The organism is Acinetobacter sp. ANC 3929 (assembly GCF_000369405.1).
In the GTDB taxonomy this organism is placed as follows: Bacteria; Pseudomonadota; Gammaproteobacteria; order Pseudomonadales; family Moraxellaceae; genus Acinetobacter.
Genome location: NZ_KB850000.1, coordinates 594,764 through 612,525, shown reverse-complemented (window position 1 = coordinate 612,525; position 17,762 = coordinate 594,764). Strand labels below are relative to the sequence as shown.

The 17,762-nt window shown below is 41.3% G+C and carries 16 protein-coding genes; 7 read left to right on the top strand and 9 right to left on the bottom strand.

Features of this window, described 5'->3' with window-relative positions; genetic code table 11:
* Positions 1-8 precede the first annotated feature (8 nt).
* From paaD to paaA, 4 genes are read right to left on the bottom strand one after another with little or no spacing between them, the layout of a single operon-like run.
* Complete coding sequence (paaD, locus tag F909_RS05530; RefSeq protein ID WP_005152696.1) at positions 9-509, bottom strand: 1,2-phenylacetyl-CoA epoxidase subunit PaaD; 501 nt, start codon at positions 507-509, stop codon at positions 9-11.
* A gap of 16 nt (positions 510-525) precedes the next feature.
* Positions 526-1,281 carry a 1,2-phenylacetyl-CoA epoxidase subunit PaaC gene (gene paaC / locus F909_RS05535; protein ID WP_005152695.1) on the bottom strand — a complete coding sequence of 252 codons (756 nt, stop codon included), beginning with the start codon at positions 1,279-1,281 and terminating at the stop codon, positions 526-528.
* Between the two features lie 12 nt (positions 1,282-1,293).
* Entirely contained in the window at positions 1,294-1,584 is a 291-nt protein-coding gene (gene paaB, locus F909_RS05540; RefSeq protein WP_004807366.1) for a 1,2-phenylacetyl-CoA epoxidase subunit PaaB, read from the bottom strand.
* A 33-nt stretch (positions 1,585-1,617) separates the two neighbouring features.
* The gene (gene paaA, locus F909_RS05545) at positions 1,618-2,556 is read right to left on the bottom strand and encodes a 1,2-phenylacetyl-CoA epoxidase subunit PaaA (RefSeq protein WP_005152694.1); all 939 of its coding nucleotides are present in this window, start codon (positions 2,554-2,556) and stop codon (positions 1,618-1,620) included.
* 265 nt (positions 2,557-2,821) lie between these two features.
* Here paaA and paaZ point away from each other — a divergent pair, with 265 nt between their 5' ends.
* The 4 genes from paaZ to F909_RS05565 all read left to right on the top strand — a co-directional run bounded on the left by paaZ (position 2,822) and on the right by F909_RS05565 (position 8,084).
* On the top strand, positions 2,822-4,924 hold the full coding sequence (paaZ, locus tag F909_RS05550) for a phenylacetic acid degradation bifunctional protein PaaZ (RefSeq protein ID WP_005152690.1): 2,103 nt from the start codon (positions 2,822-2,824) through the stop codon (positions 4,922-4,924).
* An 87-nt stretch (positions 4,925-5,011) separates the two neighbouring features.
* The gene (locus F909_RS05555; protein WP_005152688.1) at positions 5,012-5,302 is read left to right on the top strand and encodes a DUF1330 domain-containing protein; all 291 of its coding nucleotides are present in this window, start codon (positions 5,012-5,014) and stop codon (positions 5,300-5,302) included.
* A 280-nt stretch (positions 5,303-5,582) separates the two neighbouring features.
* Positions 5,583-6,869, top strand: coding sequence for an acyl-CoA dehydrogenase family protein (locus F909_RS05560; RefSeq protein ID WP_171067350.1), 1,287 nt, complete (start codon positions 5,583-5,585; stop codon positions 6,867-6,869).
* Between the two features lie 15 nt (positions 6,870-6,884).
* On the top strand, positions 6,885-8,084 hold the full coding sequence (locus tag F909_RS05565) for an acyl-CoA dehydrogenase family protein (RefSeq protein WP_005152686.1): 1,200 nt from the start codon (positions 6,885-6,887) through the stop codon (positions 8,082-8,084).
* Between the two features lie 81 nt (positions 8,085-8,165).
* On the opposite strand, the gene dsbG is transcribed toward F909_RS05565, so the two are convergent.
* The 3 genes from dsbG to dsbD are packed head-to-tail and all read right to left on the bottom strand — an operon-like array spanning position 8,166 to position 11,703.
* Positions 8,166-8,912, bottom strand: coding sequence for a thiol:disulfide interchange protein DsbG (dsbG, locus tag F909_RS05570; RefSeq protein ID WP_005152684.1), 747 nt, complete (start codon positions 8,910-8,912; stop codon positions 8,166-8,168).
* Entirely contained in the window at positions 8,909-9,757 is an 849-nt protein-coding gene (locus tag F909_RS05575; protein WP_005152678.1) for a TlpA disulfide reductase family protein, read from the bottom strand. The genes dsbG and F909_RS05575 overlap by 4 nt, the downstream gene beginning before the upstream one ends.
* Entirely contained in the window at positions 9,754-11,703 is a 1,950-nt protein-coding gene (dsbD, locus tag F909_RS05580) for a protein-disulfide reductase DsbD (protein WP_005152676.1), read from the bottom strand. Before dsbD ends, F909_RS05575 begins: the two co-directional genes overlap by 4 nt.
* Before the next feature lie 109 nt (positions 11,704-11,812).
* On the opposite strand from dsbD, the gene F909_RS05585 reads away from it, so the two are divergent.
* Both F909_RS05585 and F909_RS05590 read left to right on the top strand, forming a co-directional pair.
* Complete coding sequence (locus F909_RS05585) at positions 11,813-12,484, top strand: response regulator (protein WP_005152674.1); 672 nt, start codon at positions 11,813-11,815, stop codon at positions 12,482-12,484.
* The gene (locus F909_RS05590; protein ID WP_005152673.1) at positions 12,481-13,827 is read left to right on the top strand and encodes an ATP-binding protein; all 1,347 of its coding nucleotides are present in this window, start codon (positions 12,481-12,483) and stop codon (positions 13,825-13,827) included. Before F909_RS05585 ends, F909_RS05590 begins: the two co-directional genes overlap by 4 nt.
* A gap of 41 nt (positions 13,828-13,868) precedes the next feature.
* On the opposite strand, the gene gorA is transcribed toward F909_RS05590, so the two are convergent.
* Both gorA and F909_RS05600 read right to left on the bottom strand, forming a co-directional pair.
* On the bottom strand, positions 13,869-15,221 hold the full coding sequence (gene gorA, locus F909_RS05595) for a glutathione-disulfide reductase (RefSeq protein WP_005152672.1): 1,353 nt from the start codon (positions 15,219-15,221) through the stop codon (positions 13,869-13,871).
* Positions 15,222-15,379: 158 nt separating this feature from the next.
* Positions 15,380-16,624: an alkane 1-monooxygenase gene (locus F909_RS05600; RefSeq protein WP_005152671.1), complete on the bottom strand. Its 1,245-nt coding sequence runs from the start codon at positions 16,622-16,624 to the stop codon at positions 15,380-15,382.
* 187 nt (positions 16,625-16,811) lie between these two features.
* Here F909_RS05600 and F909_RS05605 point away from each other — a divergent pair, with 187 nt between their 5' ends.
* Positions 16,812-17,744 (top strand): AraC family transcriptional regulator, encoded by a 933-nt coding sequence (locus F909_RS05605; RefSeq protein WP_005152669.1) that lies wholly within the window; start codon positions 16,812-16,814, stop codon positions 17,742-17,744.
* Positions 17,745-17,762 lie beyond the last annotated feature (18 nt).

Sequence of the window (17,762 nt, the reverse complement as noted above, 5' to 3'; positions counted from 1 at the left end):
CCAAGACTTTAAATACATTTAAAATAATCAAAGGGTTCAAGGCAGTCCTGACATTTGTACAAGGCTTTGCAAGCGGTGGAGCTGAACTCGGTTAACAGTCGGGTTTTACGGCTCTTACAATGGGGACAAACCACACCATCGCTCAGATGCACATGGGTTCCGCATTGCTGTGCAGTACCTTCTGGTGGCGCAATGCCATAGGCTTGCAGTTTCTGTTTACCTGCGTCCGACATCCAGTCCGTGGTCCATGCTTCTGATAGATCAATGATGACTTTTGCGGGAATCAAATCTTCTGCTGCCAATGCTTCGACAATCTGTGCTTTTAACAAGTCAGTGGCTGGACAACCGCTATAAGTTGGTGTCAATCGAACAATAATTTCTTGCTGTTCATTCAACTCCACACCACGGATCATGCCCAAATCCACCACCGACAGCACTGGAATCTCTGGATCGCTGACGTTTTGTAAAACATCCCAACATTGATCAATACAATGACGAATCATCTGCATGCTAACGCTCCTTGTGCTACCAAGTCATCTCAGGATAACTGCGTTGAATAGATTGCATTTCAGCCAACAGATAACCTAAATGCTCGGTATGCAAACCTTGTTTGGCCCCACGGCGGTAGGCACCATTTACAGGAATGCTGAGTTCAAAACGCTTCAGTTCGGCAGCGATGACCTGATCCCAATGTGCTTTTTCGCTGGATAAATCAGGAATGATGCCTTGCTCAACCAGTGTTTTTTCTTCCGCAGTCAGTTCGAACAGTTCGGCACTAAAACGCCACAAATTGTCTAATGACTGTTGTACACGTTGAAGTGCTTCTGCTGTGCTGAGGCTTAAACGCTCCATCCAGCTGGTTGAGAAACGAATGTGATACTTGGCTTCTTTTAAAGATTTCACCGCCAATGCCGCGACTTCTGCTGTTGCGGATTGAGTTAAAGCCGTTAACAACAACACATGGTAATGATCGATCAGCCATTGACGAACGATGGTCTGTGCAAAATCACCATTCGGTTGTTCACATAGCAATAAATTAAAAAACTCACGTTCGTTGCGGAAATAGGCCAGTTGATCTTCATCACGTTTCTCAGCTTCGTATTGGCCAGCCAAAGTCAGGAAATTTCGGGATTGTCCCAGTAAATCCAGACCGATATTGGCCAAAGCAATATCAATTTCCAGCTCTGGCGCATGACCACACCATTCCGCTAAACGTTGCGCCAATACCAACTGGCTATCGCCGATATGTAATAAGAACTTAGATAAAATAGGATTATTCATTTGCATACTCCCTTACATATGCTCAATGCCATCAGGGATATGGTAGAACGTCGGATGACGATAGACTTTGTCCAGTGCAGGTTCAAAAAACTCTGCTTTTTCATCTGGCTGTGAGGATTTAATCAGTTCCGAACGCACCACCCAGATACTGATACCTTCATTGCGGCGGGTATAGACATCACGCGCATGTTGCAGTGCAATTTCATCATCTGGGGCTCTTAGACTGCCGACATGACGATGGCTTAAACCTTGTTTACTGCGCACAAACACTTCATAGAGCGACCAATTGTTGTTATTTTCCATTTCGATATCCTCAAATTTTTCCCTAAATCTTGCTTAAGCAACTTTGCCCACTTGGTTTTGCTGCTTTTTGGCGTACACAACAGCTGCATCACGCACCCACTTGCCATTTTCCCAAGCCTTGCGGCGTGCTTCGATCCGTTCATGATTGCAAGGCCCACGACCTGCAATCACCTCATTAAATTCTTGCCAGTCAATTTCGCCATAGCTGTAATGACCAGTTTCCTCATTCCATTTCAAATCTGCGTCAGGCACGGTCAAGCCAAGCTGTAAGATTTGCGGTACGGTGTTATCAACAAACTTCTGGCGCAATTCATCATTACTAAAGCGCTTGATTCCCCATGCCATACTTTGTGCACTGTTTGGAGAATGGTCGTCACTTGGGCCAAACATCATCAATGCAGGCCACCAGAAGCGGTTCACTGCATCTTGCGCCATCTGTTTTTGTTCAGGAGATCCAGCAGCCAATGCCATCATGGCTTCAAAACCCTGCCGCTGATGGAAACTTTCTTCTTTACAGATTCGCACCATGGCACGCGCATACGGCCCATAAGAGGTACGGCATAAAGCCACCTGATTGACAATCGCAGCACCATCCACCAGCCAGCCAATCGCCGCCACATCGGCCCAGCTCACCGTTGGATAATTAAAGATCGATGAATATTTCATTTTTCCATCAATCAATTTTTCCATCATCTCATCACGGTCTGCGCCCAAGGTTTCAGCCGCACTGTAAAGATAGAGACCGTGCCCTGCCTCATCCTGCACTTTTGCCAGTAATACAGCTTTACGCTTCAACGTCGGTGCACGGGTAATCCAGTTGCCTTCTGGCAGCATCCCGACAATTTCCGAATGACCGTGTTGTCCAATCTGACGAATCAAGGTTTTACGATAAGCCTCAGGCATTTCATCTTTGGCTTCGATGGTGATGTCATTGGCAATGTTGTGCTCAAATTTCTGATAATTATTTTCCATGTGTCAATTCCTTGAGGATTTCATCCATGAATCTATTTTTCGATACACACAAAACAAAGTCAATCAATATTTTTGTATCAAATTACAACCCACCACAAAATCAAAATCAAGCAATTGATTTAATTAGATTTAATTAAATTTATAAAAATTTTATTTAATTTTAAAAACAAAATAAGGTTGACTTTTAGCGTAATCAATATGAAATTATGAATCATATTTTAAGTATTTCTATAATTGATGTATCACATAAAAATGGAGTTTGATCATGCTTGAACAAGCACATCTAGAAGAAGCGACCACGGATATTAAAGAACAAAGCGCAAGCCAGCAATTAACCAAACTGGCGTCTTATGTCTATGGAATCTGGCATTCAAGCCATGAAGAGACACGTACCGTTGTAGATGCAATTACTGGCGCACCGATCTATAGCGTCAGCAGTCATGGCATCGATATACAACAGGTCGTGCAATATGCCAAGCAAAATGGTACTGAACTGGCAAACTGGACTTTTCATCAACGTGCCAATGCCCTAAAGCAAATTGCTCAACATTTACTTGAACAAAAAGAACAGTTCTATAGCTTGGCTCATGCCACTGGTGCGACACGTAAAGATGCCTGGATTGATATCGAAGGCGGGATTCAGACCTTATTTGCTTATTCAAGTCTGGTACGCCGCGAACTGAATGATGAAAAAATTATCACTGAAGATAGCTGGATACAGCTCTCTAAAAACGGCACTTTTGGCGCCAAGCATATTTTAAGTCCTAAAGCCGGTGTTGCTGTGCATATCAATGCCTTTAACTTCCCAATCTGGGGCATGCTGGAAAAAATTGCGCCAACGCTCTTGGCAGGTGTGCCTTGTATTGTCAAGCCAGCCACTGAAGGCGCTCAACTGACTCAAGCAGTGGTCGAGGCAATTATTGCAACGGGCATTTTACCCAAAGGTTCGCTACAACTGATCTGTGGTCAAATTGATGATCTTTTTGATTATTTAGGCCCTCAGGACTGCGTCACCTTTACGGGTTCAGCGTATACAGGGCAAAAACTTCGCAATCATCCACACTTAAATAAATACTCCATTCCATTCAGTATGGAAGCAGATTCAGTCAATAGCGCGATTCTCAGTCCAGAAGCGAATGAAGCAACGCTAGATCTGTTTGTGCGCGAAGTATTTCGTGAAATGACCACCAAAGCAGGACAAAAATGTACCGCGATTCGCCGTGCCTTTGTTCCTCATACTCTGCTTGAACAAGTCCAGCAAAAACTGAGCGCTAAACTGGCAAAAGTCGTGGTTGGAGATCCACAAAAACCTGACACAACAATGGGCGCCCTAGCCAGCCCTAAACAAAAACTGGATGTAGCAGCCAAAGTTGCTGAACTGGCAAAAGAAGCTCAAATTGTTTTTGGTGGCGATAGCGCAGTCAAATTCAATGCGGATCATCCAGAAAAAGGCGCCTTCTTTCCACCGACACTCTTGCGCTGCGACAAACCATTAGAAGCCATCTCAGTACATACCACTGAAGCATTCGGCCCTGTATGTACCTTGATGCCTTATCAATCCATTGATGAACTTGCAGAGCTGGTAGCTCGTGGTGAAGGCAGTCTGGTGGCCTCCGTCGTAAAAAATACGGATGAAAATATTGAACAGATCATCCAGAAAATTGCGCCGTGGCACGGTCGTGTTCATATTCTGGATGAAGAATCCGCCAAAGAAAGTACGGGACATGGTTCTCCACTACCTCACCTCATTCACGGCGGCCCAGGCCGTGCCGGTGGCGGCGAAGAACTTGGCGGCATTCGTGCAGTCAAACACTATATGCAACGTACCGCAATTCAAGGTTCACCGAATAGCCTGACGCAAGTCACCCATTCATGGACGGTGGGTTCAAATATTAATGAAGACCGAGTCCATCCATTTAAAAAATCATTTGATGAACTGGTGATTGGTGAACGTTTACTGACTGCACGCCGTACCGTGACTGAAGCAGATATTGTCAATTTTGCTTGCCTCAGTGGTGACTATTTCTATGCCCATACCGACAAAATCGCTGCGGCAGATTCTTTCTTTGGTGAGCGTGTTGCGCATGGTTATTTCATTGTTTCAGCAGCAGCAGGCTTATTTGTCGATGCTGCTCAAGGCCCTGTGATTGCCAATTATGGTATGGATAATTTACGTTTTGTTGAACCCGTCAAAATTGGCGATTCGATTCGGGTAGAACTGACCTGCAAACAGAAAACACCAAAACCGCAAAAAGATCCTTCTCAACCCGAACATGGCGTGGTGGTTTGGGATATCAAGGTAAAAAATCAGCGTGATGAACTGGTGGCGACTTATGATATTTTAACTTTGGTTGCCCGCGCAGCTTAAATTATACAGATTGGTGGATGCGATCAAGTGTCCATCAATCATTTTGAAATTTAGTATCTTAAAAATAAGTTCAATTTAGGAAAATCCATGAGTGCATACATTATTCTTATTCGTAAAGAATTAAAAAACCAAGATGAAATGAAAACCTATACAACACTGGCACGTCAAGCCAGCCAAGGTTTCGAGGCTGAACCCATCGTATTTTATGGGCAATCCATTGCTCTGGAAAATATTGAAAGTGATGGTGTTGCAATCATCAAATTTAGCAGTATGCAGGAAGCACAAAACTGGTATCACAGTGATGCCTATCAACAGGCAAAAAAACACCGTGATTTAGCAGGTGAATATATCGTGATTCTAACGGAAGGATTAGAGTAAGCGCATATATAGAGATAGACAGATAAATGACAGATTCAGCTTACTGAACAAGAAACAGATCAAGGCAAGTTCTTACCTCTGTCATTTAGGTCAATTTTTAAAAGAAATATTTTTCAAACATTTTTTTTAAACTATAAAAAACAATTAAATACAAAACAAAAACCAGCTCTTTTACCCTTTATCTTTCTCCAGTCTGCATGTCAAACAAGACATAGTCTTTTGATCAGGAGCATGTCAGCATAATTTTACAACCATCCTTCAGGATATAACCATGTCGAATATGATGACTAAGGCTCAAGGCTTTGGGCTATCTTTGATCACCAAAATCGCAGGAAGCGAAGTTCTTGATCAACTCAAATTAAGAAAATTTGTAGAAAAATCATTATATCAAGGTTCAAAAACAGGCTTTAAGGTACTCAATAAAACTCAAAAAGCATTTAAGCCTCAACCGATCGATAAACAACGTCTCCCAAATCAGACCAACAAAAATCTGTTTGATCTCAGCTTGACCGAAGAACAGCAGATGACCGTTGACGCAATGTCGCAATTTGCTGGAGAGGTCCTATATACATTGGCACATGATGCGGATCATCACGCCCAGTTTCCAGAACAACTCTGGCAACATCTGGTCGATCTGGGTTTAAACTACTACGCGCTTCCAGAAGCTTTAGGTGGCGTTGCAGCAGAACAAAATATTGTTAGCAATATCCTGATTGCAGAAAATCTGGCAAAAGGCGATTTCAGCCTGACTGCGGGTTTACTGAGTACATTCAGCGTGATCAATGCCATAACTCGTTGGGGATCAACTCAAGTTCAATCCATGTATTTACCTGTATTTGCTGAAGATACCGATGTCACCGCAAGTTTTGCCTTCCAAGAAGCAACACCGGCATTTAACCCGTTTCAGTTAAAGACCAAAGCCACAGAAACCAATGGACAATTTTATATCACAGGTGAAAAAACCTTAGTGATTTTAGGTGATACCGCGGATGTCCTTCTTGTCAGTGCAGAATTCAATGGTCAGCCTGATATTTTCGTGGTGCAATCCAATGAAACTATTGCCATTAAAACCAATCCAGCGATGGGCCTAAAAGCCGCTGAAACCGCGGCACTGCAATTCAACCAGACCCCAGCCTTGCGTTTAGGCGATAGCGATTTTGATTACTCTGCTTTTGTCGATCTAGGCAACCTGATGTGGTGTGCCATGGCTGTTGGAACCTGTGAAGCCATCAAAACTTACTGTATTAAATATGCCAATGAGCGTACTGCCTTCGGTGAACCTATTTCACATCGTCAAAGTGTAGCCTTCATGATTGCGGACATGGCGATTGAAATCGATGCCATGCGTATGCTGGTACTCAATGCCGCAAGCTTGGCAGAAGCAGGACAACCCTTCCATCGTGAAGCTTATCTTGCCCGCCTGCTTTGTGCTGAAAAATCCATGAAAATCGGTACGGATGGCGTACAAATTCTGGGTGGTCATGGCTTTACCAAGGAGCATCCTGCTGAACGCTGGTATCGCGACCTTCGTGCGACTGCAATCCTGCATTCTGGCTTACACGCTTAATTTTGGAGAACAATAATGAACTTACAAAATCCGAAAAAATTCAAAATGCTGGTGGATCAGGCACACGAAACTGCGCTGAATGTTTTACGTCCTATTTCACGTAAATATGACAAAGCCGAACATGCCTACCCGAAAGAACTGGACATGCTTGCTGCCTTACTGGATGGTATGAATGAAAGTGGCGAAGGTGTCGGTGCAGCCAATGCCAGTAAACGCGGTACTGTAAACCCAAATACAGTGGTAAATGGCGGCAATATGTCTGCAGCGCTGGGTATTATTGAAATGTGTTACGGCGACACAGGCCTATTACTAAGCATGCCACGTCAAGGCTTGGGGAACTCTGCCATTGCTGCGGTTGCCAATGATGAACAGTTAGAACGCTTCAAAGGCACTTGGGCCGCGATGGCAATCACAGAACCTGGTTGTGGTTCTGACTCGGCAGCAATTCGCACTACGGCGACTAAAGATGGCGATGACTATATCCTGAATGGTGAAAAAATCTTTGTCACGTCAGGTGAACGTGCCGACTCGGTGGTGGTGTGGGCAACATTAGATAAAAAGCTAGGTCGTGCTGCCATTAAATCATTCGTGGTAGCAAAAGGCACACCAGGAATGAAGGTTGAGCGTCTGGAACATAAACTCGGAATTAAAGCTTCAGATACCGCTGTGATTAGCTTTATTGACTGTCGTGTGCCTGCTGCCAATTTGTTAGGTAATCCTGAGATTGACGTGGCAAAAGGCTTTGCTGGCGTCATGGAAACCTTTGACAATACCCGTCCACTGGTTGCGGCAATGGCAATTGGTTGTGCCAAGGCCTCGTTAGAGCGAATTAAAGAAATCTTTAAAGATCAGCTTGATCCAGACTACAAAACACCCTACTTACAAACTTCAAATTTAGCTGCGCAGATCTATCGAATGGAAGCCGAATGGGAAGCAGCCCGTTTATTAATGATTAAAGCAACGTGGATGGCCGACAATAAAAAGCCGAATTCAAAAGAAGCATCGATTGCCAAAGCGAAAGCTGGACGGGTTGGCAATGAAATCACACTGAAATGCGTCGAGCTGGCTGCCAGTGTCGGTTATGGCGAAGATGAATTACTGGAAAAATGGGCAAGAGATTCGAAAATCTTAGATATTTTTGAAGGGACACAGCAAATTCAGCAATTGATTATTGCGCGTCGTGAACTTGGTAAATCATCCAGTGAACTGAAGTAGTTTTTTCTTACGCGATATAATGAATTATAACAAGGACGTTTTCGAACGTCCTTGTTATATCTATCACTTCACGGATTCAATCTATTCAAAAACACTTTTCAAGTCTTTAGGTAATCCTTGAGCCGTTTCCAGTTTGCCTTGACTATTTTTCCAGATTAAAGCAGGTGTGGCATAAAACCCATATTTATTCATCATTTCTTCATTGCGCTCTAATTTTTCAGCGAGATGAGCTGGTATGGGTTTTAACTCTTTCAGCTTTTGTTTGCCTTTGGCTGCATTAAATGCTTCAAACACTTGTTGCGGATTAGAAGCAGCCAAAAGTGTTGCTGCCTGCCCTCGACTTTCAGGTCGAATCACCCCGACTTGAATATGGCGTAATTGCACCTTCCTCGCTTTCACATACGGACGCGCCTTTTCCCAAAAAGCGTGACAATAAGGGCAATTTGGATCCGAGAACACATAAATAATCCGTGGTGCTTTCTCACTTCCATCTTGGATCCACGCAGACTGCTCTAAGCTTTTCCACACATCATCCAACACAGATTGCTTTACATGTTTATTCAGCACATCGACCGTTAGATTATCGCCTTTGGCATTATGTAAATCGCCAATAATATAATATTTATTATCATTCGAAATAAACACCGTAGCTGGATTCTGTTGCATATGTCCCGCCCAACCTGTCATTTGAGCAGGCGCTTCAATTTGCTTAACAAAAGTGAAGCCTTCTTTTTCCAGTTTTTGCTTAATTGTCGGAACTGCGGCAAATACCTGAGCAGTAAATAAGCTCAGTGCTAAACCTATTAAAAATTTAGAATTACGGTTCATTGAGATGACACCTTCTGATGTTGATTAATCTTTTGCAAATACTGCTTAAGCATTGCAGGACTGAGTTCACCCATATGCCTTTCTACAAGTTGACCTTTAGCATTGAAGAACAAGGTACTTGGCATCCCGTACATATTCATCTGCTGTGCCATATCCCCATTAAGGTCTGTTAGTACATGTTTAAAATTAAATTCATGATGGCTTAGATAATCTTTAATGACATCAGCTGTTTCGCCCTGATTGAGCATGACAAAATGTATATTCGGATAATCTTGTTGCGCTTGATACAGTACAGGCATTTCACGATGGCAAGGTGGGCACCAACTTGCCCATAAATTAACCACTGTAGGTTGTCCAATAAACTGGGTTAAAGCTTGCGGCTGTTGCTGTAAATCATCAAAACTGAGTACGGGATAGTGTGATTGGACTTGAACGGATTTAATAACACCTACGCCTACGAGTTGTATTGCCAAAAAGACCATCAGGCTGATGCTCAGCAGTTTGAGTTTTAAGGCTCTATTTTGCCAAATAAACCATAGACAAGCTGCAATAATACCTGCACAAAGATGGAAGCCTTTATCCTGAATCTTAATGATATCAATTGGATGTACCAAATACACATCGGCATGGATCATCACAAAAACCATTCGCGCAGCGAAGAATCCCACCAAAATCGCCGACCAGAGCGAGTCTTTATAACACTGCCAAACATTTTCTGACCATGCATATTGACGACTAAAATAAAGCCCCGATAGAAAAACAGCGAGCCATCCAATTAAAATGATCAGCAATGTCCATGGCAAAATAAACCCACCCAAATGCAAGGCTTCTGAGGACATCATCATGATTCTTGCTCAACTAACTGTTTTATATTTTGAACCAATTGATTTGCAGTAAATGTTCCTGTTAAGCGTAAATCCCGCTGTTCCTCATGTGCTTTATTCAAAAATAAAACGGTTGGAGGACCTAAGATTTGACGCTCTTTTAAAATCGTGTCTTGTGATGCTTCATAATCAGTTAAATCCAATTTGATCCTCACGACATTTGCAATCGCGAGCTGTACTTCTTGTGAAGGAATCACATCCCGTTTAATAGGCTGACACGCTGCACACCAATCTGCATAGACATCGATCAAGACACGTTGATCAGCATGATCAGCTAAAGCCTTTTGTAGCTCTTGTTTATTTTTGACCACAATCCACGAATGCAAAACCTGGGCTTGTTGCTGATTCAAAGACGATATTGCGAAATGCGCTTGCCAAATACCACTGGCTGCTACAGCACCGATTAAAATGAACATCAAAATTCGAACAGGCAATTTTGCCATATGACACGAAATATTAATTAAATACCCCGCTGCTGCGATTAAAATAATTGCAAAAACAGAATAATAGATCACATTTGGCAATAACGGTCGTGCAAAATAAACTGCCATGGCCAACATGACAAAACCGAAGCAGAATTTCAGTCGTTCCATCCATAGCCCAGGCTTAGGGAGATACTTCGCCCCAAAAACACTGGCAATAAAGAGTGGAATTCCGATCCCCAAACCCATGATAAATAAATAAAATCCGCCTAATAAGCCATGTTCCAGTTGTGAAACATACAATAGAGCACCAGCAAGTGGAGCACTCATACATGGACCTACGATTAAAGCAGATACAGCTCCCATCACCCCAGCCCCAACAAAAGTCCCACCCTTTTGAGCTTGTTGAATCCGATCTAAACGCTGTAATAAAGCTTGAGGTAAAGACAATTGATAGAGCCCAAATAGATTCAATGCAAAAACAATGAACATCAAAACAAACAGGCCAATAAAAACAGGATTTTGGAACCAACGTTGAATATTAAAACCGAGCTGTGATACCACGACACCCATCATGGCATAGACCAATGCCATACTCAGCACAAAGGTCATGGCGATCAGTGCTGCCCGATGCCCTTTATTTTGCTGTACTAAAATACCGGAAAGAATCGGAATTAAAGGCAATGAACAGGGTAAAAATGCCAACAATATGCCAAAACCTAAGAAAACGATTAAATTGAGCCAAACCGTTTGGCTGGATAATAAGTGAAGGAAAAACTGGTCGTTATTCCAGTCTTTTTTTAGTGATTCGCCAAAAATCGGCTGTGACTCAAAGAAATCATTTGATTCAGCCGCAGACTTAATCGTTTCTACATCTGATAAAGGCAGCACCTCTTCTAAATTTGGTGCCGTCTCAATTTGCTGATCTTCTTCAGTTCGGGCAGCATTTAAAGAGGTTACAGAAGCTTTACCCACTTGAGCATCAACTGAATTAATTGACTGATCTGAAGGTTGATTTGACTTTGTCGGTGCTTGCGCTAAAAGTGTCAAATTCGCTTGAGGTTCTTTATGCTTTAGCTGTGGTAATAAGCCTGCATCGTCAGTCTGAATAGTTGTTCGTTGTACGGGATAACATAATCCATCTTCAGCACAGCCTTGCCATTGAACCTTATATTGCTGATTTGGCTGTACCTCAAATTGTGCGGTTACGTTGTTATAATGAACATCCGTGATACCAAAAGTTGGATCATCCTTTTCTATTCCCTGAGGTAAGTTTAGATCAATATTTTTACCATTTACACTTACTTTGAATTGATCATGATAGAGATAATAATGAGGCACAATGTCCCATTTTAACTCTGCTTTCTCTTTTGAAATGGAATTTGCTTGAAACTTAAAAGCTTGATCAGGCGGCAGAAACTCTCCAGCGGCCCATGCGGTACTACTTAATCCAAGTAACATACCCGCAAGAAATTGAAATCGCATATCAATGTGTCTAAAACTCAACGTGAAAGTATTATCAAACGGATAAAATTAAGAGAACATTAAGAGCTGTATTTGTTTGTAAAATGAGTGCAGTTATTGAGGGAAAGCCATGTTTGTTGTACTTGTTGAAGATGATCCCTATATCGCCCAAAGTATTATCGCGACATTGGATTATCTAAATATCTCGGTAGAACACGTAAATACGGCAAAAGCTGCTGATTATTTTATCCGCAACAGTGCCGTTGATTTATGCCTACTGGATCTTGGCTTACCAGATCAAGATGGGCTAGAGCTATTACAGAGCTGGCGCAAAGCGGGTTTACATGTTCCTGTACTAGTTCTTACAGCGCGTAATCAAACTCAACAATGTGTGGAAGCCCTGAACAGTGGAGCTGATGATTATCTCACCAAACCATTTGATCTAACTATCTTGGTTGCTCGAGTTCATGCATTGGCGCGGAGAAACCGAGGCTATTCTTCCAATATTTTACAGCTTGGTGATCTAAAAATTCATCAAGACACTCAACAAGCCTACTACCAAGAGCAACTTTTAGATCTCTCTCGACGTGAATACAGTCTGCTCGAAACTTTTATGATGTACCCCAACCAAATCCTTAAAAATGAACATTTAATTGATAAGGTTTATGGTTTTCAGGACAGCATCGAAAGTAACGCCATTAATGTGCATATTTATCATTTAAGGCAAAAGATTCAGCCAGACATTATCCAAACCATTCGAGGTGTCGGTTATATGTTTAAAGCGCCTGAGTCCAGCCTATGAAAAACTATAGCCTAAAGTGGCGTTTGGTGACCACCATCTCCCTTGTGTTTATCCTATTATGGTCACTGGTATTTTATTGGCTCTATGTCGATCTAGAAAAACGTTTACAAAATACATTGGATGAACGTCTTTCAGCTTCAGCCCAAATGGTTGCCCATCTGATTCAACAGCTGCCCGTTGATCAGATTATGAATAGCTTGGATTCTGTACAACAGAAACATAATCCGCAGAATTTAATTGTCTGTGAAGTTTCTCTTTTTAGCTACAATCGTGCTGAAGATCATCAGGTGCTTGTAAGGACTCAAGGTTCACCAAGTTTAAACTCTAGAACAGTTGGTTTTAGCACATGGCAAGAAAATGGTATTGATTGGCGTAGTTATGTCCTGCAAAAAGGACAAATAAGAGTGGTCACTGCTGAGAAATTACAGCTTCGTTATTCTCTGCTCACCCAAATTTTACAATCTGTTTTAATCCCTTTAATGCTTACGCTAATTTTATGCATTCTTTTGATTTTATGGATTATCCGAGTTGAATTTAAGCCGCTTGATCAAATAGCACAACGACTCCGAAAAAAAGAACAGTTTTCCATAGCGGCGAATCATCTATTAGATTTAAATACCCAAAATATTCCTAATGAAATTCAACCCTTTGTAGATAGCATATTGGAATTAATACAGAACTTACATCAAAGTTTGGAAAATGAAAAAAGTTTTAGTGCTTTTGCGGCACATGAGCTACGCAGCCCACTCACAGCAATTAAAACACATGTACAGCTCAGTAAACTCATGCTGACACAATCTAGCTCTGAGCAGTACAAACTACTGGATAATTTAGAAAAAGCAGAAACAAGCATCCTTCGTTATGAACAATTATTGGAGCAATTATTATTACTGAGCAAAACTGAGAATCAAGCTCAATCATCCATCGGCATAGTTGATGTTACTAGGTGTCTAACCCAAGTGCTGAATGAATTGGAAAAGAAATATCATCACTTATCACAACAATTATTTATTGATTGGAACAGTCTATCTCCCATTCCACTTCCATCTGAGACATTGAGTATTGTGCTGAAAAATTTAATTGAGAATGCCTATTTACATGCTCAAACCCCAATTCATATTTATATGCAAAACAATCAGCTCGTAATCACAGATACTGGCAATGGCTTAACTGATAATGAACTGTCTCTACTCACTCAACGTTTTTGGCGTAAATCATCACAAAATGATGGACATGGACTAGGATTGTCGTTAGTGAAATTGCTACTGGATCAATATGAGTTCAAGATCACATTCAGCCACAATTCTCCAAGTGGCCTCAAAGTGATCATTTCCATGATTTGATCTATGAAATGATCACTGACATTTAGAGATGTAAAGTACGATTAACGCATGGTGACAAACTCTTCGGCGGACGTTGGATGGATAGCTACCGTATTATCAAAGTCTTTCTTGGTTGCTCCCATTTTTAAGGCAACAGCAAAACCTTGCAGAATCTCATCCATACCAAAGCCAATGCCATGAATGCCTACAATTTTCTCCTCATCACCCGCACACACCAATTTCATTTTGGTTGGCTGACGGTGCTGCGTAATGGCACTGTACATCGCAGTAAAGGATGAGTTATAGACTTTTACCGCTTGCTGACCATATTGTTCAATGGCTTCCTGCTCAGTAATCCCCACCGTTCCTATTGGAGGATGGCTAAATACCACCGTCGGAATATTGTCATAGTCTAAATGCTCCTCTAGTTTATGATTGAATAATCTTTCGGATAATCTTCGCCCAGCAGCAACGGCTACCGGTGTGAGTTCCATTTTCCCAGTAATATCGCCCACCGCATAAATGCCCTGTTGTGAGGTATTCTGGAATTTGTCGGCTTGAATATAGCCACGCTCATCGAGCTGGACATTGGCTTTATCCAAATTCAAACTCGCAGTATTCGGTTCTCGACCCGTTGCCCAAATCAGACAATCTACTGTATGTATTTCACCATTCTCTAAATGCAATACAACACGGCCATCCGCATTTTTGGTGACTTTTTTAGGAACAGCCTGTGTATGTACAGTAATTCCATCCGTTTGCATCACCTCAACTAAAGTTTCACTTAAGAAAGAATCAAAACGTCTTACAGGTAAATCTTTACGAATAAATAATCCCACCTGAGAACCTAAAGCATTCAACACACCTGCCAATTCAACTGCAATATAACCCGAACCAATCACGGCAGTTGTTTTTGGTAAAGCACTTAATTCAAAAAAACCATTTGAATCTATCCCATATTCCACCCCGTCGATCTTAGGCAATGAGGGCTGTGTGCCTGTCGCAATCAGAATATGATCTGCTGTGAATCGTTCACCGTTGACTTCAATCGTATTTTTATCAATAAAATAAGCCGCACCGTGAATAAGATCAACCTGATTTTTGCTTAGGCTATTTTGATAAGACTGATGAATTCTATCAATATAGGCCTGTCGATTTTTGATTAAAACCTGCCAGTCAAATGACTCGACTTTACTATTGAAACCATAGTCAGGACCATATTTTTGAATCGATTCAGCAATATGAGCGGCATACCACATCACTTTCTTAGGCACACAGCCCACGTTGACACAAGTTCCACCTATTTCCGATTTTTCAATTAAGGCACATTTTTTTCCATACATGGCAGCACGATTCACTGATGCAATACCGCCACTACCACCACCAATCGCAATATAATCATAATGTTTTGTCATCTTTGCCTCATAAACCAATTACAAGATTATTTTTAAGTTATACATAGATATACAGCAAGAATATTCAAAATCTGTACTTGGTTAAGCTTTTTATACAAGAAAATAAAAAGGCACTGACGATTGCTCATCAGTGCCCTGCTTTGGGAAAGCAGTTTGGATTATGCTGTAGTTAGTGTCTCGGTAGAAACTTCATTCAGAGACTGATCCACTACACCAAACTTTTTAAAGATTTTAGCGCGACGTTTAGGGAAAATATTAGCTTTATTCAAATCACCTTTGTAATGATCAAATACTCGCTTATCCATCATTTTTGACCACAGTGGTGGAATCAAAGCAGGCAATAACATACTTGCATAACCACTTGGCAACTCAGGTGCTTCATCAAAATGACGCAACGCTTGGAACGGGCGTGTCGGATATGCATGATGATCCGAATGACGTTGTAATTGATACAAGAATAAGTTAGTCACAATATTATTATTGTTCCAGCTATGTTCTGGCATGGTACGTTCATATTTACCATTCTTGTCTTTTTGGCGTTTTAATCCATAGTGTTCGATATAGTTAATAATTTCAAACAAGCTAATGCCATAGAAAGCCTGTGTTGCCAGATAAGGAATGACCCCTTTACCAAACAAGCCAACCATTGAACCATGAAAAGCAGCACTCATGCCCCAACCTTGCAACAATTCATTGTCCATTGACCAGAATTGTTTGCCTTTACGTTTTAAACGAGTCGTTTCAATTTCAATTGCTGATTTGAAAGAGCCAATGACCGTACGTGGCCAAAACTCATAGAATGTTTCACCCATTTGTGAAGATGCTGGATCTTCAGGTGTCGCAGCACGTTTATGGTGACCATAAGGATGCTCAATACGGAAATGGTTATAACCCGTTGGTACCAACGCCAAATGTGAAAGGATATGATCAATACGATCAGATTTATGACTCAGCTCATGTGCAGTATTAATGGCAATCCCGTTAATTGCACCCATTGAAATACCTAAAAAGATCTTATCAATCAAAGACGTTTCTTTACGACTGGTTAAATAACATGCATAGATATTGGCTGCATATTGCAAAGGAATAAAGCTTTTCACCAATCGAGAATAATATGGGTCTTTTTCAAGTAATCGAATATCTTCATCTGTAGGATTATTTGCATCTTTACCAATAATGGTATCAATTGTTGGAATCACAATATGCAAAACAATTGGGCCGCCTAAAGCAAAGATTTTCTTCAATGGACGTGGCGCAAATTGATAACCTGCTAAAATACCAATCCCGATTGCAGGCAAAGCTGGGCTAATGGCCCATAAATAACGTTTACGATCTAACTGAGTTTTTGACTTTGGAATGCTTACTGGCGTAAGTTCTTGCTCAACATTTACTGGCGCATTCATCATCGAATCCATGTCTTTGTATATATGTATATTCTGAGGAATTATGAATTTCATGACAGTTGCAAGCGTCCAAAAAACCTATGTCAAAGTCTTTGGCATCATCCACCCTGTTTTTGTCCTATAAACACATATTGAGTTATTGGCGCAGCTCTCTATAATTTAAATGAATACATCGTTAAAAAATCATATGGATGCTTTAAGTAAAATATTTGCTGATATTCATTTAAATCACACTGAATATATCTACTTGAAAACTCAAGGAGAATGGAGTTTTATCTGCCAAGATCAAACGGCCTTAATTGTTCATATTGTTTTAGTTGGTTCTGTTTTTATTCAAATTGACGCACAAAATAGTTTAACTGCACATGCAGGTGAAATTGTGGTCATTCCGTCAGGGAAAGCACATACAGGCGCAGATAATACGATTACCAAGCTGGTCGATGCCGTTGATATTTCAAAGCTGTTCGATGGTCATAAAGAAGAAGCCATCGAATTCGGTACTCACTCATCTGAGAAAAACCTTATTCTGACCGTACGCTGCCAGATTGATACGATTATGGCTCGTCCTTTTATTCAGGCATTACCTGCAATTATCCATTTGCAACATGGAGATACCAATGCACCTGAATGGCTGCAAATCGGCTTACACTTTCTGGCCTTAGAAACGCAGAATATTCAAGCAGGTCGCGATATCATCATCGATCATCTCGTCAATATCTTACTAATTAAATGTATTCGAGACCACATTCAACAGATTTCAAGCCAACATGGCTGGCTCAGTGCTTTAAATCATCCTGAACTGAGCAATAGCTTGGCAGCAATTCACAATCATCCTGAAGATGCCTGGACGGTTGAATCATTGGCAGAACAATGCTGCATGTCGCGTTCAAAGTTTGCCAGTTTATTCCATGAAGTGATTGGCGAATCTCCGCTTGCTTATTTACAACAACATCGCATGCGCCTAGCCAGCCAATATTTACGTAAAAGTAATTATTCAGTTCAACAAATTGCAAATAAAGTAGGTTACTCATCAGAAACCGCATTCAGCCAAGCTTTTAAACGCACTTTTGAGCATTCACCTAAACAGTATCGACAACAATTTGTCGAAGAAGAGAATTAGGCATAAAAAAAGACACCT